The organism is Hyphomicrobium facile (genome assembly GCF_900116175.1).
Lineage (GTDB): Bacteria > Pseudomonadota > Alphaproteobacteria > Rhizobiales > Hyphomicrobiaceae > Hyphomicrobium_B > Hyphomicrobium_B facile.
Genome location: NZ_FPCH01000002.1, coordinates 279,228 through 304,059, shown reverse-complemented (window position 1 = coordinate 304,059; position 24,832 = coordinate 279,228). Strand labels below are relative to the sequence as shown.

Here is a 24,832-nt window from a genome sequence, read left to right as displayed (position 1 = left end):
AAGTAGACACTGCCGGTAATTGGTTCTCCGTCTCGTATTAGTCGACGAAAATGCTTTCGAATGGCGCGCCCTTTCGCGCTTCGAGCGGGAGACCTGACGGCCATAATCAAAGACAGAATAGGTGCGCTCTTTTACGCCGCTAGTGGCGTCACGCTCGTATCTGCCATTTTCTGCAGTTGCTTCGCTGCCGATTACAAGGGCTTTTCGTTGCTGCTCGGCGACTCGTGGCTTCCGCTGGCGCTGGCCCTTGTTTGCGCGTACCTGCGTTTGTTGGGCCCTGGACACGTCCGGGCAGCGGTCCGAAGACGCGATTGGCAGATTGCGCTGAGCCTCCTTCTGCTCACTTTACTGGTCGTCGTGGTGTCGGCGGCAAGCGAATTTTCGTATTTTACCGCCCATATCAAGGGGGGTATCGAAAACGCGTCGCCCAATGCCATCCGGTCTTTGGGCCTTTCGGTGTTGTTCGCACAGTTTTGCGGCCTCACTCTCCACCGTATTTGGTTCTTTCAACCTCGCGCTCGTGCTCCGGAAGGTGTCCACCCGAGCGGTTGCCGAACGCGACATGCGGATTGCGCCGATTGCCGCGAAACGTCGTTCGACATCGAGCCTGTCGGCCGGACGGCGCTTGCAGCCTCCTTTCAGCCTCCCACTCGTACTTCGGAAGGTGCTCTGCCGACAGGTTGCCGAGCGCAAAAGTCGGATTGCGCCAATCACAGCTATACGGCTTTCACCCTCGAATGTGACGGCCGGTCTTCGCCGATCGCCGACGGAGCTTGCGTGTTTTATTCGACGTTTCGCGAGATCACCTCGCGCAAACCATTGGCCGTGGCTGAGGACACGAGGGCTCAACAGTCACCGGTCGTGTGGTTCCCCCAAAGGGTTCAGCCAACATGGGAGGGAATGGATAGGTCTCAGACGCCTGTCTTGGCCGCCGGCTGATCTCGGCCGGTGGCGACGATTGATACCGCGAGGGGCGCGGGCAAGTCACTACCACTTCACCTGACTCCAATACCCGCGCCCCGCAGCTTCCCATCGGAAGCGACAGGAAGCAGACGTAACGAGCGACCAGGATCTCACAGTTGTGCCACTGAGGCCGATCGACGAGAACCAAGGGGGGGCCAATGACGCACAACAGTGCGAACCGGACGTTGTACAAATGACGCTATTTGTTGAGCGAAACCGAGCCCTAGTGCAACGCTCGTGTAAGCAGACTCCAAATTATAAGAATAACTTAAGGCGACCCGAGCAGTCTGGGGGACTGGGGGTCGGAGGTTCAAATCCTCTCGCTCCGACCAATCTTTTCATAGTGTAGCGCCAAAGCGCATCTGCATGCTGCTCCGAGCGTATCGCCGTGCAGGCGATGCAAACCAAGTCTCATCGGAAATTCATCAGCATATTGCTTTTCGGCGTGCCGATTTACGGCGGCAGCCGAGCGGTCTCCCCATTACCCGGCAAAATCCGGGGGACGATCGCACTGCACGCGCTTGAGGCCGATGGCGGGCCAAAACGATAAAATCGACATGTTGCACTTGAAGCAAGTTGCCTATTGCACTACATGCAATCCATGTCGAAGCACTCGAAGTCAAAAACCGTCGATGAACGCCTCGCCGAGATACGCGAGCGCTTGAGTGATGCCAGACGGTTATCGGGGCTGACACAAACGGCCATCGCCGAGGCGATGGAATTGTCCAACAGCCAATACTCGCGGCTGGAAAGCGGCAGCACCGAAATGACGCTGCGCCAATTCCTGATCGCCTGCGAGGAAGTGCACCTCGACCCGGCCGCCGTGCTTGGCGCACATGAGGAGGCCGCAGTTCAGAGCCTCCGCAGGCGTCTTGTCGAAACGGAGACGAAGCTCGCGGCCATCCATCGGGTGCTTGGGAAGAAGGACGCCTGGGAAACCTGAAAGGATACCCGCATGACCGAAACGAGCACGACAGACGCGACCGGCAACACCACCATCATCATGGTTCTCGATCGCTCCGGTTCGATGTCGAGCTGCCGCGAAGCGACGATCACCGCCGTCAACAAATACCTGAAGGACTCGAAAGCCGACGCGACGCTGAAGGACGCCGATTTCGAGCTTGTGATTTTCGACACCGAGTCCATCGACACGATCCGCGACGGCAAGATCGTCGACGCGCCGGAACTCACTGCCGCCGACTTCGTGCCCCGTTCAGGCACCCCGTTGCTCGACGCGGTCGGGCGCGGCATCGGCAAGATCGACGCCAAGCTCGCGGCCAGCAATGGCGAGAAGGCGATCCTGGTTGTGGTCACCGACGGCGAAGAAAACCAGAGCCGGAAGCACACCTATGAAAGCGTCGAGGCTTTGATCGCCGATCGCCAGGAAAAGGGTTGGCTGATCCTGTTCTTGGGGGCCGGTCTCGCCTCGGCGCAGCAGGGCACTCGTATGGGCATCCGTCCTGCCAACGTCGTGAACATCGGACTTGATGAAGTGGCGCTGTCAGAAACCATGACGGCTATGTCGGCGTCGAACATCCGCTATGCTTGTTCTGACTTCCAAGATGCCAAGGCCTATGCCCGCTCTGATAAGTTCACCTCGCAGATGCGCAAGCGGATGGGCGACGCGTCAGGCGGCAAGGGCATCGTCGATGTTGACGCCCTTGACCATCTGAAGAAGGCCATAAATCGTGGCCAGCCCGCTGCCGCTCCGAAGCCCGACGACGCATGGGACGAGAGGGGCTCGGGCGACATCTGGGGCCGCTAAGAAATAGCGCGGTCTGCCGGTAGAGGCCCAATTGTCATAGCGTCTGGGCAAGGCGCCTTTTTGCACCCTGCTCAGACGACCTTTGCGTAGGCCTCGATCTCAACCTTTTGCCAGGGCCGCATCATGGACGTAACTTGCACGAGCGTGCTGGCCGGCCGGATCGCATCGAACGTTTCGAGGTGGGCTCTGGCAACGTCTTCGGCGTCGTTGATATCGCGAAGGTAGACGACCGTTCGAACGACCTGGCTCGTCGTTGCTCCGGCATCGGCGAGAGCTTTCTCGATGATCGCGAGCGCAGCGCGCGTTTGCGTGTACACGTCGCTTTTCTCATTCCCGGCGGGTGCACAGGTTCCAGAAACGTGCACGTCGTCCCCCACGCGCACGGCGCGCGAATATCCGAAGACGGATTCGTATGCGCCACCGGATGAAACGTTGAGCCGCTGATTTTTGTTGGCGGTTTTTGTCATGTCGCTCCTTTCGAGGTTTATTTGTTCACTGCGTCGCGAATTCGATACCAGGTCTCGACGACCGGCACGGCTCGCTTGGCAATCGGATGGAAGGGGAAGCTTGGGAAATCGAGATCGTCGAAGGCGGTCTTGCCTTCCGGATCTTGGAGAAGCTTGAGCGCGATCTTGTGACCGAAGTACGTGGCGCGCGACACGCCCGTGCCGCAATATCCAAGCGCGAAGTGAATCCCGCCGGCCGTGCGGCCGATGTGCGGAACTTCATCGTAGGTGTATCCGATCTGGCCGGTCCACGCGTGCGTCACGGCCGTGTCGCGAAGCGCGGGAAACACATGCAGCATGTCTCTCGCCAAATGGCGATATGCGGCCGCGGATGTTTCGGGCGCGAGCCTGCCGACCCGGCCGCCCCAAACGACTCGCCGTTCTCCGGGCGCCGCGCGATAATAGTAGAATACGCGATTGGTATTCCCGTAGACGCGAAGCTTCGGCATCAAGGTCGAAAAGAGCGCTTCCGGAATTTCGTCCGTGGCGATGAGCGCGGAGCCGATCGGAACGATGCGCCGGCCGAGCTCGGGAACGATGTTGCCGGTATATCCGTTGGTCGCGACGATGACTTCGCGGCACGTCATATCATCGATAGCGGTGCGGATTTTGAAGCCGTCGTAATCGTGCTTGATGCCATTGACCGTCGCATTGCCGATGATTTCGCCGCCGAGTGCGGTGATCCTTTCCATCAATCCCGCGTGGTAGCGGGCGGGGTGCAACGAGGCATCATTCGGAAGAACGGAACCGCCGAAGAAAACATCGGACCCGATCTCGCTGTGCTGCTCGGACTTCGGCACCATGAAGCTCTCGACGCCTGCTATATTGCGGAGATCCTCCATGTCGCGCGCCATGGCTTCATAATGCTCGGGCTGCATCGCGCCGCGAAAGCGGCCGCACCGGGAGAAGGCGCAATCGATGTTCTCGGTCGTGATCAGATGCTCGATATAGTCGAGCATGCGTGTGCCATCGCGCAGAAGCTCCTCCGCCTTCCGCCGGCCGCGCAACGCGATGAGTTTTGCGACGCGAAATTTTTGGTTGCCGCTTCCGACCTGGCCGCCATTGCGGGTGCTCGCGCCCACTCCAGGCACGCCGGCATCCAAGACGATGACGGAGCGGCCTCTCTTGAGAAGCGTCAGGGCTGCGGAGAGGCCCGTAAAGCCTGAGCCGACAATCACGACATCGGCGCGTGCCGGCAAGAATTGATTTCGCACCTCCGGCGCACGCGGGGCCGCTTCCCACCAATAGGGCTTGAATTTGAGGTCGCCTGTCGTGGCGTTTCTGCGCGCGAGATCCAACGCACGTATGCCGCTGGAGCTTGAGATTTCGTCATTCATGGTGTGTGGCGGCCCTGATCTTTGCGCGAAGTTCCACGCATCTGACGTTTATTCTTGTACAAATAAGTTGCACTACGTGCAAGTTGATTGTATGCGCTGAGACTGGGAAGAAACGCACAGCGCATAAGCGCGGCTCCAAACGTCCGAGGTTTCGCATGAACTCACTCGACCACTGGAATTGGCGGCTGACGCCAGGCCAACAGGCCTCGCCAGAACAACTCGACCTTCAAAAAGCGAAGCAATTCCTCACGCAAAATCATATCCGCTACGTCCTTGCACAGTTTGTCGACATTCACGGCGTCGCCAAGAGCAAATCCGTGCCGGTCGATCATCTGGAAGATATATTGACGGACGGAGTGGGATTTGCGGGAGGAGGTGTTCACGGACTTCGCCTAGAGCCGCATGAATCCGAATACATGCTCGTCGGAGATCTGTCGACGCTCAAGCTCTTGCCGTGGGCGCCGGGCTACGCGCGCGTGATGGGCACAGGGACGGTCGATGGCAAGCCGCATCCGATCGATACGCGCAACATTCTGAAGGCTCAGACGGCACGATTGAGCGAACGCGGCTGGGTGCTCAACACCGGCATAGAACCCGAGTTCAGCCTTTTTCAACGTACCGCCGATGGATCGGTCTGTCCGCTCGACGATACCGACTGTCTGCAGAAGCCCGCGTACGATTATCGGGGGCTCTCCCGAGTCCGCGTTTTCCTCGAACGCGTGACGGAAAGCCTGCAGGCGCTAGGGATCGATGTTTATCAAATCGATCACGAGGACGCGAACGGCCAGTACGAAATCAACTTCAAATACGCCGACGCCGTGACCTCCGCCGACAATATCATCTTGTTCAAGATGGCGGCCGCAGAGATCGCGCATGAGCTCGGCGCCATCTGCTCCTTCATGCCGAAGCCCAAGAGCTCGATGACCGGCAACGGCATGCACATTCATTGCTCGCTCGCCGACGCTGAGGGAAGGAATATATTCCACGACAAGTCCGACACGAGTGGCATGGGGCTTTCGAAGCTAGCCTATTCATTCACGGCGGGAATTCTGGCGCACGCGAAGGCTCTCACGGCCTTGCTTGCGCCGTCCGTCAATTCCTACAAGCGCCTCGTCGTTGGCCGAACGGCGTCGGGTACGACCTGGGCGCCGGTCTTCGTCGCGTACGGCGACAACAATCGGACCGCAATGGTGCGCATTCCTTACGGACGCATCGAGCTGCGCGTCGGCGACTCCGGCATGAACCCGTATCTTGCGCAGGCGGCGTTGATTGCAGCCGGCCTCGACGGGATCGATCGCAACCTCGATCCGGGACCGCCACAGAACATCAACTTCTATGCTCTGACGCCGCGCGAGATTGCGGATCGCAAGATCGACGTGCTGCCGCAGTCGCTTGGCGAAGCAATCACAGCTCTCGAGCAAAGCGACTTCTTCAGGTCTGCGCTTGGCGCCGATTTCATCGACGAGTTCGTCTCCCACAAGCGTGACGAATGGATCGACTACCACCGCCACGTCTCCGACTGGGAGACGAAACGCTACTTGAGCTTCTTCTGAACAACCACGCTGAGTTGGAGACAAAGATATGTGTGGAATTGCGGGCCTTTTCATCAAGGATCCGAAACTAGAGCCGAGGCTCGGCGAGCTTCTCGCGAAGATGACTTCGACGCTTTGCAGCCGGGGTCCGGACTCGGCGGGGTTTGCCATCTACGGAAACGGCGCGGCCGGTCAAACCAAATTGACGATCTCAGGCAGCACTGCGGAAGTCGACATCGCGCGCGCCGCCAAGCTGCTGGTGGAGGCGATCGGCGGCGGCCAGGTCAGCGTGCGCCACTCACACGCGGTCGTCACGGTAAAAACGGAAGACGTTCCTCGCGCCGAGGCGTGGCTGGCAAAGAATCTGCCGGATGTCACGATCATGAGCGAAGGTCAGCGGCTCGAGATTTATAAGGAAGTCGGCTTCCCCGACGACGTCGCCCGCGAATTCGACATCGCAAAGATGAGCGGTACGCACGGCATCTCGCATACGCGCATGGCGACGGAGTCTGCCGTGACGACCAACGGCGCGCATCCGTTCTCGACAGCCACCGATCAGTGCCTGGTTCATAACGGATCGCTGTCCAATCATGCTTCGCTCCGCCGCGAGTTGCGGCGGGAAGGTATCAAAATTCGCACCGAGAACGATACCGAGGTCGCAGCCGGCTATCTGACGCGACAGATGAAGAACGGACAGACGCTCAGCGAAGCCTTGAAATCCAGCCTCGATGACCTCGACGGCTTCTTCACCTTCGTTGTCGGCACGGAGACGGGCTTCGGTGTCCTCAGAGATCCGATCGCCTGCAAGCCGGCTGTCATGGCCGAAACGGACGAGTACGTCGCGTTCGGTTCCGAATACAAAACTCTCACGTGCCTGCCCGGCATCAAGACCGCGCGCGTGTGGGAGCCAAAGCCCGCAACCGTCTACTTCTGGGAGCACGCCTGATGCCGAACGTTGATCTAGCAGAAACGTCAGTGCGCGAGTTGAACGCAGCTCTGCACAAGCTCGGTAAGGACACCAACGAAACCCTTTGGTCCATCGCCAATCCCGCCGGCGAGCATTCGATCGCGGTCGGCGTCGATGCGCCCATCACGGTGAACATTGGCGGCAATGTCGGCTACTTCTGCGGCGGCATGAACAAGTACGCCAACATCGTGATCGACGGCAGTGCGGGGCAGGGCGTCGGTGAAAACATGATGTCCGGACGTATCCACGTCAAAGGGGACGCCAGCCAAAGCGCCGGCGCGACCGGGAGAGGCGGGCTCCTTCTCGTCGAAGGAAACGCATCGGCGCGATGCGGGATTTCGATGAAGGGCATCGATATCGTCGTCAAAGGCGACATCGGCCATCTCTCCGCGTTCATGGGTCAGAACGGCCGCTTGGTCGTATTCGGAGAAGCGGGCGAAGCGCTCGGCGATTCGATTTACGAAGCGCACATCTATGTTCGCGGACCAGTCGCCAGTTTGGGCGCCGATTGCATCGAGAAAGAGATGCGCGACGAACACAAGGCGGAGCTTGGCGAGCTTCTGAAAGCAGCAGGAGAAATCCACAAGGTCGATGTCTCCGAATTCCGCCGCTATGGCTCGGCGCGGAAGCTCTACAACTTCAATATCGATAATGCCGGAGCGTACTAATGACAGAGCACCAGAGAAACTGGCTCGGAACGCCGCCTCGTAAGTCGGCGACATTCGACGACGCGACGCTCGCCGAAATCCGGCGTGCCGCGGCAACCGGCATCTACGATATTCGCGGCGGCGGCTCGAAACGCCGGATGCCGAATTTCGACGATCTTCTGTTGCTCGGCGCATCCATGTCTCGCTACCCCCTCGAAGGGTATCGCGAAAAATGCGGCACCGAAGTCGTCATCGGTTCTAGATTTGCAAAGAAGCCCATCAAGCTTTCCATTCCGATTACGATCTCGGGTATGAGCTTCGGTTCGCTCTCGGCCAACGCCAAGGAGGCTTTGGGCCGTGGTGCGAGTCTCGCGGGCACGTCGACCACGACGGGCGATGGCGGCATGACACCGGAAGAGCGCGGCCAATCGAAATATCTCGTCTACCAATATCTGCCGTCGCGTTACGGTATGAACCCCGACGATCTGCGCCGCGCCGATGCGATCGAAATCGTCATCGGTCAGGGAGCGAAGCCCGGCGGCGGCGGCATGCTGCTCGGCCAGAAGATCTCTGATCGGGTCGCGCAGATGCGTCAGCTGCCGAAGGGCATCGATCAGCGCTCTGCGTGCCGGCATCCGGATTGGACGGGCGCCGATGATCTGGAAGTCAAGATCAACGAACTGCGCGAAATCACGGACTGGGAAAAGCCGATCTATCTGAAGATCGGCGCCAGCCGGCCTTACTTCGATGTTCAGCTGGCGGTGAAGTCGGGCGCCGACGCGATCGTCCTTGATGGCATGCAGGGCGGAACGGCGGCGACGCAGGAGGTCTTCATCGAGCATGTGGGCATACCGCTGCTCTCGGCCATTCGCCCTGCCGTGCAAGCGCTTCAGGACCTCGGCATGCATCGCAAGGTGCAGCTCATCGTCTCCGGCGGTATCCGCAACGGCGGCGACGTGGCGAAAGCCTTGGCACTCGGAGCCGATGCTGTCGGGATCGGAACCGCCGCGCTCGTCGCCCTTGGCGACAACGATCCGCGCTGGGAAGCCGAGTACAACAAGCTCGGCACCACGGCCGGCTGCTACGATGATTGGCACGAAGGCAAGGATCCGGCCGGCATCACCACGCAGACGCCGGAACTGATGGAGAGGCTCGATCCTGTCGCCGCTGGCCGCAGGCTGGCGAACTACCTGAAGGTTCTGACGCTGGAGGCGCAAACGCTGGCTCGCGCTTGCGGCAAGAACCACCTCCACAACCTCGAGCCGGAAGACCTGGTCGCTCTCACCATGGAAGCTGCCGCTATGGCGAGAGTGCCGCTGGCCGGCACGAACTGGATCCCCGGATCGCCGGGATTCTGAAGCGTTCGTCAGCGGGTGTGTGACGCCGCCCTGGTCCACGACGGGGCGGCGTCGCCGGCGAAAACGGCTTATTCGCCGTAAAAGATGATCGCGAGAAACTTGATCCGATCGTCGAGAAGCTTCTCCGGTCCGTGCACGACCTCACCGGAGAATGTGAACGCATCGCCGGGCTCGATCAGATACGTATGTTCGCCGAAGCGGTACTCCATTCTCCCCTGAAGCATGTAGATGAACTCGGTGCCAGGGTGGGCGAAGCGGGGATACGTCTCGCTCTTCTTGTCCATCTCGATGAAGAACGGCTCGAACAGCTTTCGCGGTCCCCGGTCATAGGAGAGAAGGCGATATGTGTGGCCAAACTTGGTGCCGACGCGAACGACTTCCATCTGTTCGGTGCGCTTCACGAGTTGCGCACTGCCCTGCTTGGTCTCTGTTTCCTTGAAAAGATCCGACAGCCCAATGCCGACGGCGGCGCACAAGCGCTCGAGAGCGTCGAGACTTGCGGTCGCCATGCCGTTTTCAATTCGACTGAGCATCGCGCTCGAGAGCCCCGCGCCGGTGCTGAGATCGGAGAGCGTGAGATTTGACTCCAACCTTCGGCGCTTGATGACAGCGCCTATTCGTTGCTCCAGCGGAACATGCGCCAAGTCGTGGCGATTGTTGAGCTCGTTGACGGCGGCCTTCTCGGCAGACGACTTTCGCGTTGTGGGCCGCGCTTTGAGGCCGGCCTTTTCTTTTGTCATTCGTCGCCCTTTTCTGAGTTCTCGAATTATCCATTAAAGCGGGCCGGCTCGAAAGCAAACACCGTCGTGGTGGCCAACGCACGTGCAATAAGCGCCCATTTATTGCTCTTCGCGACTGCAAAACAAACAGAATATCGAAAATTTCAAGATGCAGTCTATGCAAAATACTTGCATATAATGCATCTTTGTGAATATGTCGCGCGATGTTTTGACAGAGCACGCGTCAAGAATCTGAAGGGGAGATCTTCGCATGACCATCGCGACACAAACGCGGGACATGGGTGTGGGCGCCGCGAGCGCCGACACCCATGGCCTGCATCGAACGCTAGACTGGAAAGGTGCTTTTTGGATCGCCAGTGGCGTTCCAGCGCTGGTTTTGATCTCGATCGGCGGGATGGGGGCGACGGCAGGCAAGCTTGCCTTCCTCGTGTGGATGATCTCGGTCCTGATGGGCCTGATCCAGTCCTACAGCTACGCCGAAATCGCCGGGCTGTTTGCAAACAAGTCGGGCGGAGCGGCTGTTTACGGCGCTGCCGCGTGGCTGCGCTACAGCAAGCTCATCGCGCCGCTTTCCGTCTGGTGCAATTGGTTTGCCTGGACGCCGGTGTTGTCGCTCGGTTGCGCCGTCGCCGCCGGATACATTCTCAATGCGATCGCGCCACTCCCCTCATTTACGGCGGAGTCTCCGCAAGTGCTTGCGTGGCTGCAAGATGCGTCGAATGCAGCAGCGATTGCCGGCAAGTCGGGCGCAGAGGCGGCCAACATTGCAATCACCGCGCTGACCGCAGATGCAACGCCATTCATCCGCTCATTTAAGCTTTTGGATTTCTCGTTCTTCGGCTTGGCGAAGATCGAGGTCGGGGCAACGTTCTTCATTGGCGCGGCCTTGATGCTCGCCACTTTCGCTGTACAGCATCGCGGCATTCTCGGAACGGCCCGCATCCAGATGTGGATCGGACTGCTCGTGATCGTGCCGATGCTGATCGTCGGCATCGTGCCGTTTCTTACCGGCAACGTCGAATATTCGAACTTCACGCCTTTGGTCCCCCCAAACGGGGCCTGGGACAATGCCGGCTGGACCATGTTCCTCGGCGCGCTGTTCATTGCAGGCTGGTCGAGCTACGCGTTCGAGACGGCCGTTTGCTATACGCGTGAATTCAAAAATCCCGCTGCTGACACGAAGAAAGCGATCATCGCCGCGGGCATCCTTTGCGTCGTGGTCTACTCGCTCGTCGCGGCCTCATTCCAAGGGCATCTCGGCCTTGAAGGCATGACGCAGCCTGGCATCGTCGACGGAACGGGCGTTGCAGCAGCCATGGGCGACATGGTAGGCGGGAACAACGCGATCGTCGTCCATCTCCTCGAGATGATGATGATCCTCGCCTTGATCCTCGCGATCATGATGGCGATGGCTGGTTCTTCGCGTACCCTCTACCAGGGTGGCGTCGATGGCTGGCTCCCGAAATACCTCGGACACGTCAACGAGCATGGCGCGCCGACCCGGGCCATGTGGACGGACTTGGTCTTCAATCTCGGTCTGCTGACGTTCGCTGCCTCGGACGCCACCGCCTACTATTTGATCCTGTCGATCTCGAATGTCGGCTACATGCTTTTCATCTTCCTGAACCTGCAGTCGACCTGGATTCACCGCATCGATAGCCCGCATATCCCGCGTCCCTACCGCGCGCCGAACTGGCTCGTCGCGCTTGGTGCGTTCCTTGGCTTCGTAAACCTTGCACTCATGGGAGCGGGCGCCAAAGTATGGGGCAATCCGAATGCACTTTGGTACGGGTTGATATTCGCCGCGTTGATCATCCCGGTGTTCCTCTATCGGCACTACATTCAGGATGGCGGCAAATTCCCGAACCACATGCTCGAAGACCTGGATCTCAAGAGCCAGGATTTGGGTGAACGCCGCGCTGGGTTCCTTCCCTACCTTACGCTCCTCCTGGCAGCCGGTGTCGTTCTCTCATCGCACTATTACTTCCAGCTTCCTCCTACGCCATAGCTTTCGGGGGCGGACGACCCCGGGCTCGAAAGTGTTCCTCAGACGAAAAGTTGCTGCGGGGGCTTGCTCCCGCAGCTTTGTTTTTTGGGTCGAGTAGAGGCAACTCATGGTCTCACTCTGAGTGAACTGATTGTTGCCTTGACAACATCCCAACGCCTCAGGGCGGTTGGATGTGAATAAGATTCAGTGACATCGCGGGTTCCGAGTGGCCGACTCGGTTTCTGATTTCGCTTCCCCCGGAAGTGTGGGACTTAATGCCTTCAGCGGTGTGGTTGCAGCGCATCGCCATTGACTGGGAAAACGTCAAATCGGAAGAATGCTGAGGGGGCTGCGGCGCAAGCCGCCGCGTCATCTGAGTGACCGCGGGGGAAATCCAAAAGTGACGAAACGATGTGCACTGATTACCGGGGTTACCGGTCAAGACGGCGCCTATCTCGCTCGGCTTCTTCTCGATAAGGGCTACACGGTCCACGGCGTAAAGAGACGCTCGTCATCGTTCAACACTGAGCGAATTGACGACCTCTATTTGGACCCGCACGAGGAACAGACACGGTTTTTTCTTCATTATGGCGATCTGACCGACGCGACCAATCTTATCCGTCTAATACAGGAGATTGCTCCGACGGAGATTTATAATCTCGCTGCGCAAAGCCACGTGGCAGTGAGCTTCGAGACACCGGAATATACCGCAAATTCCGACGGGCTCGGCCCTCTGCGTATTCTCGAAGCTATCCGGATCTTGGGCATGGGCGACAAAGTTCGCTTCTACCAAGCGTCGACATCGGAACTTTACGGTAAGGTCCAAGAGAAACCTCAGCGTGAAACAACGCCGTTTTATCCGCGTTCTCCTTACGCGGCGGCCAAGCTCTACGGCTACTGGATCACGGTCAACTACCGCGAGGCCTATGGCTTCCACGCGTCCAACGGCATATTGTTCAATCACGAAGGCCCGACGCGCGGCGAAACGTTCGTGACGCGCAAAATCACCCGGGCAATTGCTGGGATTGAGCTCGGGCTTCAAGAACGTTTGTATCTTGGCAATTTGAACGCCAAGCGAGATTGGGGGCACGCGCGGGATTTCGTTGAGGCGATGTGGCTCATTTTGCAGCAACCGGAGCCGGACGACTATGTCATCGCAACGGGCGAGATGCATTCCGTTCGCGAGTTCGTCGAGCTGGCGTTTGAAAAAGTCGGCCGCCGGATCAAGTGGCAAGGTTCCGGCAAAGACGAAATCGGCGTGGATGAGAAGTCCGGAAAAGACCTTGTGCGCATTGATCAGCGATACTACCGCCCGACCGAAGTGGAGGAGCTGTGGGGCGATCCGTCAAGGGCGCGCCAAAAGCTGGGATGGACTCATAAGACGGATTTCAAGCAGCTTGTCTCCGAAATGGTGGAGAGCGATATGAAAGCGGTCGCCAGAGAATCTTGGCGCAAAGACCGTACCGCAAGCTGAAGCAGGCCGAAAATCATGGCAGTCATAGACGAGAGCTTGCCTGCGATCGGATCCGCATACCGCTACGATCTCCGGGGCAAAAGAGTTTTCCTTGCCGGACATCGTGGCATGGTTGGCTCGGCAATCGCGCGGCGATTGCAGGACGAGCACTGCGAGATCCTAACGTCTCCGCGAAGCGAATTGGATCTCCGGGATTCATCTGGAGTGGCTGCGTTCTTCAAACGCGAACGCCCGGAGGTCGTCGTGCTGGCCGCCGCCAAGGTCGGGGGCATTCTGGCGAACGCCTCCTATCCTGCGGATTTTCTATATGACAACCTGATGATCGCGGCGAACGTGACGAAGAGCTCCGCAGACCACGGTGTCGAACGGGCGCTTTTTCTCGGATCGTCTTGCATCTATCCGAAGTTCGCCGATCAGCCGATCGTCGAAGCGGCGCTTCTCACCGGCTCGCTCGAGCCGACGAACGAGTGGTATGCGATCGCAAAGATCGCGGGCATCAAGCTCGGTCAAGCCTATCGTCGTCAATTCGGTTGCGATTTTGTTTCCGCAATGCCGACCAACCTGTATGGGCCGGGCGACAATTACGATCTCAATACAAGCCACGTTATTCCGGCCCTCATACGCAAGACGCACGAGGCCAAGATGTCCGGCGCGAAGTCTCTCGTCATCTGGGGTTCGGGTAAGCCGCGCCGCGAGTTTCTACACGCGGAGGATTGCGCCGGCGCGCTGGTGCACATTTTGAAATTCTATTCCGAAGACGAACACATCAACGTTGGATCGGGCGAAGACATTTCAATCGCTGACCTTGCGAGAGTCATATGCAAGGTCGTTGGTTTCGACGGCGAGATTGCGCATGACTTGTCCAAACCAGATGGGACGCCGCAAAAGCTGATGGACGGGTCGAAGCTCAAGGCCCTCGGCTGGCGGCCGCAGATCAGTTTTGAACAGGGTCTGGAAAGCACGTACCGGAATTATCTTGCGTCCGGTGAGGCGGCCTGAATCAAAATCTTTCGGCCGGCGACGCCTAGCGTCTTCCGTGCAATGACTGTGCGCGCCTGTGGACAAATCGGCAGTGGCTGTGGGCAACACGGAGTAATAGCCGGGCGCTGTGGGCAACGCGCCAATCGTCATTGTGCAGACAACTGCGCTCAACTAGCGAATGTTATCTTCTGATCAATTGATTCGCTTCGGTCGATGCGCGGGGTTGCAATGGTACGAAATTCCTTGGCGTTGTTTATCGGCGCATCCATCGCCACGCTTTTTGTTGCACCATCCCTGAGGGCGGAAAACATCACGTTCGCGCGGGGAGAAGTCTTCGTCAATCACGGCTCCGGCTTCACGCCGGTTACCGGACACGACGAACTTAAGATCGGCGATACGATATTCGCCAAGCCAAACGGTCAAGCCCAGGTCTTATTTGGCGACGGCTGCCATTTCACTGTTGAGTCCGGCTCAGCGCTCTTGATCCACGGCGGACCATCGCCCTGCGCCGCCGGATCAAACGGTAATAACGACAGCATTCCGAATGCCCGCAGTGCGTCAGGTCGAGTCGATTTCCAAGATGCACGTGCGATCGGCCCGTGAGGTCACGGCTTCCTTCTCACGATTTTAATGTCATCGATCCAGATTGAGCCTGAGATCATCTGCTCTGACGCCGAGCGCGCGTCCAGGACGAGCTGAAGTTTTTGCGCGCGACATCCGGTGTTCGGGACTTTGAAGTCGAATTCAAAGCTCTTCCATGCCGGAGCGACGCCCAGCAACATATCGCTCTGGCCGAGTTGTGCGCTGTTATCCGCGCAATCGGTGCGCCAGATTAATCCGCGGCGGCCCTGTAGTTGTCCTTGGTACTGGCCGCTCAGCTTATAGTCACCGGGAGCGAGCATCAGGAGTTGCCACACGGGCTGAAATTCGGCGCGTCCATAGCCGAACTCAATGAACAGAGCGCGCTCGTTACTTTGTTCGGATGACCGGTCGGCCACGGTATCGAATGCGGTCAGCGGAGGCCTCTCGGCAATGTCGATCGTCACGCCATATCCCGGCGTGATAACCCAATCGAAAGGCAAGCCTGAAGGCATGCTCTCAAAGCTCCCGTTAAACAGAAAGCCGACCCGTTGCAGGTCACCTGCCGAGAGAAACTGCAACCACGCACTATAGGCGAGGTCGTAGAATTGATGGTCGATGAGAAAATCGAGATATGTTCGCAACTCCACCGTGGTCGGCGGATTGGGGCTGTCCTGTAGGCTAAGCAGAAGATCGAGCGGCGTCCGCGCGTGCGTGACGCTATTGAGAAGTGTCGCGAAGAATTGCCTGCGCCATGGCGGGTTCGTCCTCAGCAACGCTTTGACTTCGCTCGTGCCGTCTTTGTCTTCGGCAATCTTTGCGAGAAGCGGTACGATATGTTCGTTGGCTTGCTCCTGCGTCCTGAGGAGGACATCTGCGTAGTAAGTGGCCGTCCGGAAATCCCTCTGTTCGAAGGCTTTGCGCATCAGCCAGTAAACAGCCTTGCTTTCATGGAGAGAATGACGGGCCGCGGCGCTCATCAGCTTGGTTGCCGAACGAAGATCGCCGGAACGCTCTGCAATTTCGCCCAGAATTCGATAGGCCCGAGCGTTGAAGGGCTCGTTCGCGAGCGCCGTCTTCGCCCACGCGGCCACCTGTTGATCCGAAGCTCGCGAAGAACCAGAGGCAGCTTTTGATAACCCGCCGAGGACACCCTCTTTCTCGACGTTCGTTATATCAGCGGCAGCGTCGTTCGGAGCGAGAGCTTGGTCGGCTAAATTCAGAAGCGCAGTCGAATTGCTGGAGCTTACCCGCAGCGCCTTGTCCGGCGCGGTGATAGCCAAATAAGCGACAAAGCTTTTGGAGGCGACCAGCCAAACGAGTGCCACCCCTATCGAAAATACAAGGAAGCGCCTGGTCATTTGATGTTTCAAACCGCTCCGTATTCAAACATCCGGAACTCTTCTCGATGAACCAGACATCCACCTGGCTGGAGGTTGAATGGCGTTCAGGCCCTGAAGTGAGCCAGAAAATCTAACAATGCGCGCCGCAGCGGTCTCCGCCTCCTGATGGGGCGAGAGCTCGATTGCGAATGGCGAGCGATCGCCGGAGGCCATTGTGCCGCTCGGTTCGCCGGTACTCGGGAGTGTTCTTCTTCGGCGTGCGTGTCGCGACCCGCGTCGTAGGTATTGCGGCGCTCGAGGGTCTTCAGATTGTTCCAGGCCTCGGTAACGCGCCCTGCAAAAATCGAGCGCTGAACGTTTTGATAATGATCGGGATGCAGAATTTTGAGCAGCAGAGCCATGTTTCGCCTCAGCTCAATGGCGGTAGCGGTACGGTCAGCCCCCAGAATGCGATAGCTGTCGGAAGTCGGTGACAGCAGAATTTGCTCGACAAAAAATTGCGCCGCTTCGAGCAGGAATTCTGGAGATCTCGCCGTCGTTCGAGATGCATTCGCCGTCACCTGTTCATCGCCGGCCGCAACAGAGAGGAGAAGCCCAACACCGTCAGGCAAAGGCTTTGACCTCGTCGCGTGCATGCGAGACGGCACTTGCAGAATGTCTATGGCAACTCTCAATGCAGTCAGGTCCTGCATTACATGTTCTCTTGCCGAGCTGCGATTTGGGGATGATGTTTGTCAGGAGCGTTGAAGGAAGGTGCGTTGCGCCGCGGGCTCGCATCGTAGCCGTCACCATAGCTCGACCCGTATTCCCGTCCGTATCCGGACGCCCGCGCGTCAAATTTGGTCAGGACTGAGCCGATAACGGTTGCGCGAGACATCCGCAGCCGTCGAATTGCTCCGCGGACGACAGCCTTACGGCCTTGACCGGCCCCGACGACAAATATCGTTCCGGCAGTGGCATTCGCGAGAATTGGCGCGTCGGCGAGTCCCATGACGGGGGGGCCGTCGATGACGATCAGATCGAATACCTCAAGTCCAATGGAGAGAAGCGACATGAGGCGAGGGCTGGCGAGCAAGTCGCCGGCATGCGGGAAGACGCTGCCGGACGCCATGAACGCGAGGTTCGAGAAATCGGTCTTCCGGAAGGCTTCAGGCGGCGAACAGTGTCCAGCCAGATAATCGCTAAGTCCTATGCCTTCCTGTATCCCGAGCTTGATGTGCAGCGAGGCATTCCGCAAATCAGCATCGACAAGCAACACCTTGAGGCCGAGGGCGGTGAAATGCTTGGCCATCGCAAGCGACGTTGTCGATTTCCCTTCGCCCGGCATCGAACTTGTAACGAGCAGCGTCTTCGGCAATCCGCTCTCGGTAGAAAATTGAACAGCCGTGCAAAGCGATCGATAGGCTTCCGACAGAGCCGAGCGAGGGTCCGCGAGTTCGGATTCGATCGTCGCCTTCTTTCCGAGCTTCGGAATGATCCCAATTGTCGCGATGCCGGAAATGCCTTCGATTTGTTCCGGCGTGCTGATCGTGTCGTCGAGCTTCTCGAGCACGAATGCGGCCGAGGCCGCAACGCCGAGGCCGAGCGCGAACGCCATGAGCAGGGCGCGGGACAGGTTGGGCGAAAATGGCGCGCCTGGCACTTCGGCCTTGTCGACAATGAATACGTTGTTGGCGCCGACGCCGCCCGCGACGTCGACCTCCTTGTAGCGCTGCAGCAGACCGTCGTAGAGGCCTCGATTGGTGTCGACCTCGCGTTTCAAAATATTATATTGAATGCTGCGCTTTTGGAGATCCAAGAGCTCGACCTTGAGCGTCTCGATACGAGACTTCATTTCGTTCTCTTGGCTGAGCGAAGATTGGTATGCGGCTTTCAGGGTGTTCTTGATCGTTCCGACTTCGCCCGCAAGCTGCCGATCGACTTCCTTTATCTTGTTGTTGATCTGTATCATCGCCGGATAGCTGGGCTTAAACGTCTCCAGCTTTTCCTGATATTCGGTCACGAGTGCGTTACGCTGCGCACGAAGTCCATCGATAACGCCGTTGGACAGCAACTGCGGTACCTGAGGCAGCTTGGCCGCATCGGTGGGTATCGCTTCGATCTGTCTCCAAAGCTGTTCGTTCTTGATGCGCTCCGAAATGAGACTGCCGAGAGCGGCGTTTGCAGCCGAGAGATTGGCTTCTCCCGTCGACGACTTCTCGTTCACAGCCACGATCTGTTCTTTTTGCGCGAAGTCGAGAAGGTCCCTCTCGGAGTTTTCGAGGCGCAACTTCAATTGCTTGAGCTGATCCTCGAGGAACGTCTTGGCGTAGGCATTGGCCTCAAAACGCTTGTCGAGATTTGACGCAATGTACGCGTCTGCATAAGCGGTCGCTATTTTTTGAGCCCGCACCGGATTGGGATCGGTGTAGGTGAGATCGACCATCCGTGATCCGTTCACCGGCCTCACGGCGAGATTGTCCTGAACGACGCCGGCAGCGGCGCGTTCGTTATCTCCCCTATTGGAAATCTGCGGCGAAGCTGCCGGACGGGACAGGAAATGCGTTACAAGCGCGCGCAATGTGACTGCGCGAGGCCGAAGAAAGTCACTGTCATCGCCGAGCTTCAAGGCCGATGCGACGCGCTCAGCCATCATCCGCCCGCTCAAGCGCTCATATTCCGTCCGCAAGAAATCATAGTCGAAGTTGTCGGCGGACACATCGCCGCTTTGGACAACTTTCGATACGGTTCTATCAATCTGAATGCGCACAGTCGAATTATAGAGCGGGGTCTCCATCAGGGTACGCACCGCCCCGATAGAAACCGAAGCGATCACGATCCCAAGGATGATCCACTTTCGCTTATTGACGATGCGCCAGAGCTCCGCGAGCTCGTAAGAGCCGAAGCCCGCATCCTGGCTTCCGTAGCCTGGATAGTCGCCGATCGAGCCATAAGGATCGCGAGGAATGAGCGCGGCATCTGCCGTCGGTACGAGGCGCACCGATTTTGGGTTCTCCGAATCCGCGCCAATCTCTCTCATTTTCACAAACTACAGCCTGTTGGCCGCCGAATTAGGCGTCGCACCCGAGTCAAAGGAAAGTGAAGACAGCGGCAAGAGGCAATACTTTCATGATTGTATTGAAGGTCTCTTTGGTAGCGGACGTTCCAGCGACGATAACGTCGCCTGATTGAACGGCCGGATCGTCCTCTTTGCCCGCTCGAATTTGGCTGATATCAAATTTCGCGGCGGCGCGTTTTCCCGAAATCTGCCGAAACACGAGAACGGTTGAATCGGAGCTGAGCGAGTCGAGGCCCTCCGCCATTGCGAGGTATTGCAGCAAGGACCCTTTGCCGCGAAATGGATATACGCCCGGCTTTTTGACCGCGCCTTCAACAGTAATCCGCTGGCTATTGTATTCTTTGACGTAAACGGTCACCTGCGGAGACTGCAGGTATTTGCGGCCCAATTGCCTTGTAAGATCCGCCTCGAGTTCCTCAGGCGTTCGACCAGCAGCAGGCATCTCCCCGACCAAGGGCAAATTGATGTTGCCGGAATCCGCGACCTGCAGGCTCTTGGAAAGTTCCGGGACCTTGAAGACTGAAATATCCAAAACGTCTTGCGGACCAATTTTGTACCCGCTCGCGCCCGCAACCGACGCAGACGTCATGACGTCCGCCGCTTTTGTGACGGCAAATTTTTCATCAGGAGACGTGCGCAACGACGCGGTTTCGACGCGGCCGACTTTCTGAGCGTTAGAAGAGGAACTCGTCTCAATAGGGGTGAGCTGCCCCTCCGGCAACGTCGCGCCACAGCCCGACAATAATGCAGTAAAAACAGAAGCGATAAGCACAGGCCCGATGCGCCTGGCGGTTTCGGGCTTCAGTGGACTAGAAAATCTACACGACGCTACGAACATGAATTTCCGCCCCCCGCCGGACGTGATGCCTCAAATGATGCCGCGATGTGACTTCATTTCCCTTCGAAAAGTATAGCAGTTGGATTCGTCAGTACCAAGCGTTTCGCTTCGGCGGCGCCGATCTTGCGTGCGGCGGCTTCGTATCCTTTGCTCAAAATAGGAGGTCGTCGGAGCATATCATGGGCGTCGGTCGCGAGTATTTTTACCAGCCGTTCATCGAGAAATCGTTCTGCCCAGTACTTGGCGCGGCTGCCGAAATCTCCGGTGAGAGACCCGGCCGTAATTTGCAGCCAGACCCCCGCATCGGCGAGCTTGGCTATTACGGGATAGCCTGTCTTGATCCACGAAAGGCGTTCAGGGTGAGTGAGAACAGGAACATAGTTCGCGTCGATTAGTTCGCGGAAGAAATGCTCAAGTCGTGGCGGTGCGACGTGATGCGGAGGTTCGACAAGCACATAACGCGTGTCGTTGAGGGAAATCAGCTCGCCCGTACGCAAGCCAGAAACGAAATTCGGCATCATGTGAATGTCCGCCCCGGAAACTAGGCGGAGCGGAATTTCATGAGCATCTAGCGCGTTTTGCAAGAGTTCGACGCGGTAGCGTATCTCGTGACCGGTATTCGGATAAATGCCGGGAAAAATATGCGGCGTACACGCCACAATCGAGACGCCGTCGGCCACGAAGGTTCTTGCCATCTCGAGCGATATGGCAAGGTCGTTAGGTCCGTCGTCTATGCTGGGAAGCAGATGGCAATGAAGGTCGATCACGGATGATCCGTACAATGAGGTGGAAGAACTAACGTGGCAATATTATCTCGGTGACGGAATTTTTTGATCCGCCGCCAAGTGATCGGGCCTTATAAACCACGATCTTTGTGTTAGCGTAATGAGACGTTATCTCGGCTGTGTTGCGTACGAGGTTCGCGTAATGCGTATGTTGTTTGCGTTGATTGCTGCCTTCTGGCAGCTGAGTTCCTATGCTGCGGCGTCGACCGCGACAATAACCTTCGTTTCTGGCGCGGTTTCGATCAATCGCGGCGAAGGCTTTCATAAAACCGTTGCGGGCACCGAGGGAAATCCCGGAGATACCGTCATGGTTGGGCCGGCCAGCAGCGCAGAGATCACATATGCCGGCCAATGTCTGGTAAAGGTTGGGCCACATTCCGTTTTCATCATCGGCGCCGACAATCCTTGTAGCCGGGGCTGCGCTGTCGGCAGCCTGAAGGACACGCCTGAAGTGAAATGCGAAACAGTGGCGCGAGATCCGGATCACGCTTTGATCGTTGGCAGTCTCGTCGTGGGTGGCGGAATAGGGGTAATAGTGCACGTGAATCAACCCGCCAGTCCCTGACGCTGCGCCGGGCATTTCTCGATCTTCTGAAGAGACAGGGCGTCGTCGGAGTACTTTGCGGGTTCGTGATTGCGGCCAGCCTCTTGCTGGGTGGCGGCACGCGCGCGGGCTTCCTGTCCGACAGCATTTTGCAGCTTGCTTCGATACCTTTGCTGCTCCTCGCATCGACACGGATCCTTGGTCTTGAAAGGACGAAAGAGACGAACGCAATACTTGCGTTCTGTGTCGCGATTGTCCTCGTGCCGTTGCTGCAACTGGTGCCGCTTCCTCCTGCAATTTGGTCCCATCTTCCTGAGAGGGCCAATGTGGCGGCCGCCTTCGAGGTCGCCGGGAATAAAGGACAATGGGCGCCAATTACGGCTTATCCAACGGGCACGTGGCTCAGCCTTGCCGCATTAATGCCGCCGCTCGCAGTGTTCCTTGGTACAGTGTCGTTGAGCAATATCGATCGCCGGCAACTAAGTTATCTCGTATTGAGTATCGGCCTCCTGAGCGCATGCCTTGGGCTGATCCAGGTCGCTCAGGGGCCCAACAGTCCGTTGCGCTTCTTCGAATATACGAACCCCAGCGAGGCCGTCGGCTTCTTCGCAAACCGCAATCATTTTGCCGCCCTTCTTTATTGCCTTACCGTTCTCGCAAGCGCCTTGATTATCGATGCAGGGTTCAACAGCCGGAAGCGCTTGTTCGAGCCCGCCGCGCTACTGCCCCTGATCGCTGGATTTGTCGTGCTTGTGATTTTGATCGCGGCCCAGCTCGTGGCGCGATCGCGCGCTGGCCTCGGTCTCACAATGGCGGCTCTGCTGCTCGCTTGGCCGTTGGCCAGTTTTGATCCCCATCGTGGCACCGGGCTGCGGTCAGGCAAAGTGTTTGCTGCGGCCGTTGTAGTATCGATGATTTTTGCGCTGCAGTTTGCCCTTCTGCGCATTCTAGAGCGTTTCGGAAGTGATACCCTCGACGACGCGCGATTGCCGTTTGCCCGAAACACTTTTGAGGCTGCGCGAGCCTTTATGCCGTTTGGGTCTGGCATGGGAACATTCGTCGATGTTTACGGCATGTTCGAGCGGCCTGCAGATGTCTTCGCGGCGTACGCGAACCATGCGCACAACGATATCCTCGAGGCGGCGCTTGAAGCAGGATTGCCGGGCTTGCTCATGATGTTGCTCTTCGGCGCATGGATCGTATGGCGATGCTTCGAGCTTTGGCGGCGTCCAACTGCGAAGGCTTTCGCCACTGATGTTCTTTGGGAAAGGGCGGCACTTTTCGTTGTTGTGCTTTTGAGCGCGCATGCTCTAGTCGATTACGCCCTGCGAACGACCGCGATAGCAGTGGTGTTCGCATTTTCATGCGGCTTGTTGGTTAGGCCGTTCGCCGGCGTGAACGCGAGCGAACAAGCTCCTGACGTTCACGGTGACCCGATAGACCGGGCTCGCTTTGAACGGCGTTATCCGGAAAAAGGGCCTTCTTCTGCGGGTGAGCCCTGGGGCGCCGATATCAATTGGCCTGACGAGTGGCGGAGCGATCCGTTCCAACACAAGCCCGGAAAAAAATAGGCTGATTGCAGGAGCAAAAGAGCGCTGAACATGAGCGACGAACGTTCAGTTCATTGGCGAACCTCGCCGCCGTTGTAGCCGCAGCGCAACATCTCGCCTTCATCCTTCGAATCCGCGCGGATCTATAAGCAACTCATTGCCATTAACTGATGCGCGTGCTGATATACAGCCTGCAGAGGAAATGCTTGCGAAGGGGAATCGGAAATTTCATTTTGCGTTGCGGGGGGCACTTGATAATGCGTCGGTTCATTCAGCTATTTTGCGACCTTTTTCTTATAGTCTTGGCGACGATTTTCGCTCTGATCTTGCGAGATAATTTTGACATTTCAAGAGAGCGGCAGGCGGCCGAGCTCGCTTACATTCTCTGCTCTCTCGGCGTCTCTATCATCGTTATTCCGTTGTTCGGATTAGATCGGACGATTTGGCGTTTCTCCGCTCTCCCGGACTACTTGAGGGTCGTTAGCGCCTCGGTCGTGATCGTGGTCGGGGCGGTGGCCGTGGATTTTGCGATCAATCGGTTGGATGGGATCGCGCGCGCGCTTCCGATATTGCAGTGCATGCTGATGATTTGCGGCCTGGTCGGAATCCGGGTGCTCATGCGCATGCGATACGTCGCCCGGGGCCGCCCCGCGCAGTTTCAAAAGCCAATCGTCCCGGGTGCCGCGGAGACAGTATTGGTCATCGGCATGTCCAGACTGACCGAGCTTTATCTGAGGTCTGTCGCCGAGTTCGGAAACGACCGCGTGCGAGTGGCCGGAATTCTCGGGACACATGACCGTCACCTCGGCAGGCTGGTCCTTCGTCATCAAATTTTGGGCAACCCCGAGGATATTCTGGAGGTCATTCAGCGGCTTTCGGTCCATGGCGTAGCCATCAACCGGATTGCTGTCACCCAGGCTTTTGATTCACTCGCCCAAGAAGTGAGGGACGCCTTGCTGCACCTGGAAAAGACGACGATCATCATCGTCGACTTCATAGGAGAGCGATTGGGATTTGAGCGAGTTGCGACCGGCAATACGCGAGGCCTCAGGGTAATCCCCGATGGGCGAGCGGCGTTTGCAATCGACGATGAACGTCTTTCCGCCCTGATGAAACGGCCCTATTGGCGATTCAAAAGGCTTATCGATATTTCGGTCGCTGCGGCCTCGCTCGTATTGCTCGCGCCGATCATGGTGGTGGTCGCTGCGATCGTCGCCGTTGAAGTGGGCTTTCCCGTCGTATTTTGGCAGCAGCGCCCAGGCGTCGGCGGAATACCATTCTGCATGTACAAATTCCGCAGCATGCGAGCCGAGCATTCTGTCGATGGCCAGAAATTATCGGAAGCCGAGCGCATAACGTTTTGGGGCCGAATATTCCGGCGAACTCGCTTGGATGAACTGCCGCAACTGTACAATATTCTCGCTGGCGAAATGTCGTTCGTCGGTCCGCGGCCGCTCTTACCGGCAGATCAGCCGGCGGAATACGTTGCCCGGCTGATGATCCGGCCTGGTTTGACCGGATGTGCGCAGGTCGAAGGAGGCCGGGACATTTCCGCGGCCGACAAGGCGGCCCTCGATGTGTGGTATCTCAAGAACGCGTCACTCAAGCTCGACATTAAAATATTGTGGCAGACGTTCGGAATGATCGTGTTCGGCGAGCGTGTGAATACGCTCGCAATCGCTCGAGCATGGCGCGACCTGCGGCGGAGCGGCTTTTGCCCGAACCCGGCGGAAACCGACAGACAGTTTTACAACGAGGTTTCCTCAGCGAATGCGCCGACGGCACGCGTCGCATAGTACAAAAAAAGTGACGCAATGACGAAGTAAACCGACGACGATTGTAAAATTAGCAGTTCGATCTATTGCCGCCACTTGGCGT

22 protein-coding genes are annotated in these 24,832 nt (G+C 57.9%); 14 read left to right on the top strand and 8 right to left on the bottom strand.

Annotation, left to right across the window (positions count from 1 at the left end; translation table 11 throughout):
* Positions 1-60 precede the first annotated feature (60 nt).
* The 3 genes from BM399_RS08520 to BM399_RS08510 all read left to right on the top strand — a co-directional run bounded on the left by BM399_RS08520 (position 61) and on the right by BM399_RS08510 (position 2,728).
* The gene (locus BM399_RS08520) at positions 61-939 is read left to right on the top strand and encodes a hypothetical protein (protein ID WP_092867077.1); all 879 of its coding nucleotides are present in this window, start codon (positions 61-63) and stop codon (positions 937-939) included.
* 625 nt (positions 940-1,564) lie between these two features.
* Positions 1,565-1,906: a helix-turn-helix domain-containing protein gene (locus BM399_RS08515; RefSeq protein WP_177228091.1), complete on the top strand. Its 342-nt coding sequence runs from the start codon at positions 1,565-1,567 to the stop codon at positions 1,904-1,906.
* A 12-nt stretch (positions 1,907-1,918) separates the two neighbouring features.
* Positions 1,919-2,728, top strand: coding sequence for a vWA domain-containing protein (locus BM399_RS08510; RefSeq protein ID WP_092867073.1), 810 nt, complete (start codon positions 1,919-1,921; stop codon positions 2,726-2,728).
* 71 nt (positions 2,729-2,799) lie between these two features.
* Here BM399_RS08510 and BM399_RS08505 read toward each other — a convergent pair whose 3' ends face one another.
* Both BM399_RS08505 and BM399_RS08500 read right to left on the bottom strand, forming a co-directional pair.
* Positions 2,800-3,195 carry a RidA family protein gene (locus BM399_RS08505; RefSeq protein ID WP_092867071.1) on the bottom strand — a complete coding sequence of 132 codons (396 nt, stop codon included), beginning with the start codon at positions 3,193-3,195 and terminating at the stop codon, positions 2,800-2,802.
* Positions 3,196-3,212: 17 nt separating this feature from the next.
* Entirely contained in the window at positions 3,213-4,571 is a 1,359-nt protein-coding gene (locus BM399_RS08500; protein WP_092867069.1) for an NAD(P)/FAD-dependent oxidoreductase, read from the bottom strand.
* A 155-nt stretch (positions 4,572-4,726) separates the two neighbouring features.
* On the opposite strand from BM399_RS08500, the gene glnT reads away from it, so the two are divergent.
* Genes glnT through BM399_RS08480 form a run of 4 tightly spaced genes read left to right on the top strand, consistent with a single transcriptional unit; the run spans position 4,727 to position 9,075 of the window.
* On the top strand, positions 4,727-6,124 hold the full coding sequence (glnT, locus tag BM399_RS08495; RefSeq protein ID WP_092867067.1) for a type III glutamate--ammonia ligase: 1,398 nt from the start codon (positions 4,727-4,729) through the stop codon (positions 6,122-6,124).
* Positions 6,125-6,152: 28 nt separating this feature from the next.
* Positions 6,153-7,049 (top strand): class II glutamine amidotransferase, encoded by an 897-nt coding sequence (locus BM399_RS08490; protein WP_092867065.1) that lies wholly within the window; start codon positions 6,153-6,155, stop codon positions 7,047-7,049.
* The gene (locus BM399_RS08485; RefSeq protein WP_092867063.1) at positions 7,049-7,738 is read left to right on the top strand and encodes a GltB/FmdC/FwdC-like GXGXG domain-containing protein; all 690 of its coding nucleotides are present in this window, start codon (positions 7,049-7,051) and stop codon (positions 7,736-7,738) included. The genes BM399_RS08490 and BM399_RS08485 overlap by 1 nt, the downstream gene beginning before the upstream one ends.
* Positions 7,738-9,075 carry an FMN-binding glutamate synthase family protein gene (locus BM399_RS08480; RefSeq protein WP_092867061.1) on the top strand — a complete coding sequence of 446 codons (1,338 nt, stop codon included), beginning with the start codon at positions 7,738-7,740 and terminating at the stop codon, positions 9,073-9,075. Before BM399_RS08485 ends, BM399_RS08480 begins: the two co-directional genes overlap by 1 nt.
* A 68-nt stretch (positions 9,076-9,143) precedes the next feature.
* Here the strand turns inward: BM399_RS08480 and BM399_RS08475 are convergent, their stop codons facing one another.
* Positions 9,144-9,815: a helix-turn-helix domain-containing protein gene (locus BM399_RS08475; protein WP_092867059.1), complete on the bottom strand. Its 672-nt coding sequence runs from the start codon at positions 9,813-9,815 to the stop codon at positions 9,144-9,146.
* A 250-nt stretch (positions 9,816-10,065) separates the two neighbouring features.
* Between BM399_RS08475 and BM399_RS08470 the strand changes: the two genes are divergently transcribed.
* The 4 genes from BM399_RS08470 (at position 10,066) to BM399_RS08455 (ending at position 14,860) form a co-directional block, all read left to right on the top strand.
* Complete coding sequence (locus BM399_RS08470; protein ID WP_092867057.1) at positions 10,066-11,823, top strand: trimethylamine N-oxide permease; 1,758 nt, start codon at positions 10,066-10,068, stop codon at positions 11,821-11,823.
* A gap of 379 nt (positions 11,824-12,202) precedes the next feature.
* On the top strand, positions 12,203-13,276 hold the full coding sequence (gmd, locus tag BM399_RS08465) for a GDP-mannose 4,6-dehydratase (protein WP_244531160.1): 1,074 nt from the start codon (positions 12,203-12,205) through the stop codon (positions 13,274-13,276).
* 15 nt (positions 13,277-13,291) lie between these two features.
* The gene (gene fcl / locus BM399_RS08460) at positions 13,292-14,275 is read left to right on the top strand and encodes a GDP-L-fucose synthase (protein WP_092867053.1); all 984 of its coding nucleotides are present in this window, start codon (positions 13,292-13,294) and stop codon (positions 14,273-14,275) included.
* Positions 14,276-14,500: 225 nt separating this feature from the next.
* Positions 14,501-14,860 carry a FecR family protein gene (locus tag BM399_RS08455; protein WP_143111379.1) on the top strand — a complete coding sequence of 120 codons (360 nt, stop codon included), beginning with the start codon at positions 14,501-14,503 and terminating at the stop codon, positions 14,858-14,860.
* A 2-nt stretch (positions 14,861-14,862) separates the two neighbouring features.
* Here BM399_RS08455 and BM399_RS08450 read toward each other — a convergent pair whose 3' ends face one another.
* The 5 genes from BM399_RS08450 to BM399_RS08430 form a co-directional block, all read right to left on the bottom strand.
* Positions 14,863-16,197, bottom strand: coding sequence for a tetratricopeptide repeat protein (locus tag BM399_RS08450; RefSeq protein ID WP_143111378.1), 1,335 nt, complete (start codon positions 16,195-16,197; stop codon positions 14,863-14,865).
* A gap of 86 nt (positions 16,198-16,283) precedes the next feature.
* Positions 16,284-16,871, bottom strand: a complete 588-nt coding sequence (locus BM399_RS08445; RefSeq protein ID WP_143111377.1) for a J domain-containing protein — start codon at positions 16,869-16,871, stop codon at positions 16,284-16,286.
* The gene (locus BM399_RS08440; RefSeq protein ID WP_244531159.1) at positions 16,871-19,159 is read right to left on the bottom strand and encodes a GumC family protein; all 2,289 of its coding nucleotides are present in this window, start codon (positions 19,157-19,159) and stop codon (positions 16,871-16,873) included. Before BM399_RS08440 ends, BM399_RS08445 begins: the two co-directional genes overlap by 1 nt.
* An 88-nt stretch (positions 19,160-19,247) precedes the next feature.
* Positions 19,248-19,826, bottom strand: coding sequence for a polysaccharide biosynthesis/export family protein (locus BM399_RS08435; protein WP_244531158.1), 579 nt, complete (start codon positions 19,824-19,826; stop codon positions 19,248-19,250).
* Between the two features lie 302 nt (positions 19,827-20,128).
* A complete protein-coding gene (locus tag BM399_RS08430) occupies positions 20,129-20,842 on the bottom strand; it encodes a tyrosine-protein phosphatase (RefSeq protein WP_177228090.1) in 714 nt (237 codons plus the stop codon).
* Positions 20,843-21,002: 160 nt separating this feature from the next.
* Here BM399_RS08430 and BM399_RS21125 point away from each other — a divergent pair, with 160 nt between their 5' ends.
* The 3 genes from BM399_RS21125 to BM399_RS08420 all read left to right on the top strand — a co-directional run bounded on the left by BM399_RS21125 (position 21,003) and on the right by BM399_RS08420 (position 24,750).
* Positions 21,003-21,425, top strand: coding sequence for a FecR family protein (locus tag BM399_RS21125; protein ID WP_177228089.1), 423 nt, complete (start codon positions 21,003-21,005; stop codon positions 21,423-21,425).
* A gap of 65 nt (positions 21,426-21,490) precedes the next feature.
* The gene (locus tag BM399_RS08425; protein ID WP_177228088.1) at positions 21,491-22,975 is read left to right on the top strand and encodes an O-antigen ligase family protein; all 1,485 of its coding nucleotides are present in this window, start codon (positions 21,491-21,493) and stop codon (positions 22,973-22,975) included.
* A gap of 596 nt (positions 22,976-23,571) precedes the next feature.
* Complete coding sequence (locus tag BM399_RS08420; protein WP_177228087.1) at positions 23,572-24,750, top strand: sugar transferase; 1,179 nt, start codon at positions 23,572-23,574, stop codon at positions 24,748-24,750.
* The last annotated feature ends 82 nt before the right edge of the window (positions 24,751-24,832 follow it).

Bases quoted from the DNA above. Each gene is read 5' to 3' on its own strand.
- BM399_RS08485 (WP_092867063.1), top strand. From the start codon at position 7,049: ATGCCGAACGTTGATCTAGCAGAAACGTCAGTGCGCGAGTTGAACGCA.
- BM399_RS08500 (WP_092867069.1), bottom strand. From the start codon at position 4,571: ATGAATGACGAAATCTCAAGCTCCAGCGGCATACGTGCGTTGGATCTC.
- BM399_RS08450 (WP_143111378.1), bottom strand. From the start codon at position 16,197: ATGACCAGGCGCTTCCTTGTATTTTCGATAGGGGTGGCACTCGTTTGG.
- BM399_RS08475 (WP_092867059.1), bottom strand. From the start codon at position 9,815: ATGACAAAAGAAAAGGCCGGCCTCAAAGCGCGGCCCACAACGCGAAAG.
- BM399_RS08520 (WP_092867077.1), top strand. From the start codon at position 61: ATGGCGCGCCCTTTCGCGCTTCGAGCGGGAGACCTGACGGCCATAATC.
- BM399_RS08445 (WP_143111377.1), bottom strand. From the start codon at position 16,871: ATGCAGGACCTGACTGCATTGAGAGTTGCCATAGACATTCTGCAAGTG.
- fcl (WP_092867053.1), top strand. From the start codon at position 13,292: ATGGCAGTCATAGACGAGAGCTTGCCTGCGATCGGATCCGCATACCGC.
- glnT (WP_092867067.1), top strand. From the start codon at position 4,727: ATGAACTCACTCGACCACTGGAATTGGCGGCTGACGCCAGGCCAACAG.
- BM399_RS08470 (WP_092867057.1), top strand. From the start codon at position 10,066: ATGACCATCGCGACACAAACGCGGGACATGGGTGTGGGCGCCGCGAGC.
- BM399_RS08510 (WP_092867073.1), top strand. From the start codon at position 1,919: ATGACCGAAACGAGCACGACAGACGCGACCGGCAACACCACCATCATC.
- BM399_RS08490 (WP_092867065.1), top strand. From the start codon at position 6,153: ATGTGTGGAATTGCGGGCCTTTTCATCAAGGATCCGAAACTAGAGCCG.
- BM399_RS08515 (WP_177228091.1), top strand. From the start codon at position 1,565: ATGTCGAAGCACTCGAAGTCAAAAACCGTCGATGAACGCCTCGCCGAG.
- BM399_RS08505 (WP_092867071.1), bottom strand. From the start codon at position 3,195: ATGACAAAAACCGCCAACAAAAATCAGCGGCTCAACGTTTCATCCGGT.
- BM399_RS08420 (WP_177228087.1), top strand. From the start codon at position 23,572: ATGCGCATGCGATACGTCGCCCGGGGCCGCCCCGCGCAGTTTCAAAAG.
- BM399_RS08480 (WP_092867061.1), top strand. From the start codon at position 7,738: ATGACAGAGCACCAGAGAAACTGGCTCGGAACGCCGCCTCGTAAGTCG.
- BM399_RS08435 (WP_244531158.1), bottom strand. From the start codon at position 19,826: ATGACGTCTGCGTCGGTTGCGGGCGCGAGCGGGTACAAAATTGGTCCG.
- BM399_RS21125 (WP_177228089.1), top strand. From the start codon at position 21,003: ATGCGTATGTTGTTTGCGTTGATTGCTGCCTTCTGGCAGCTGAGTTCC.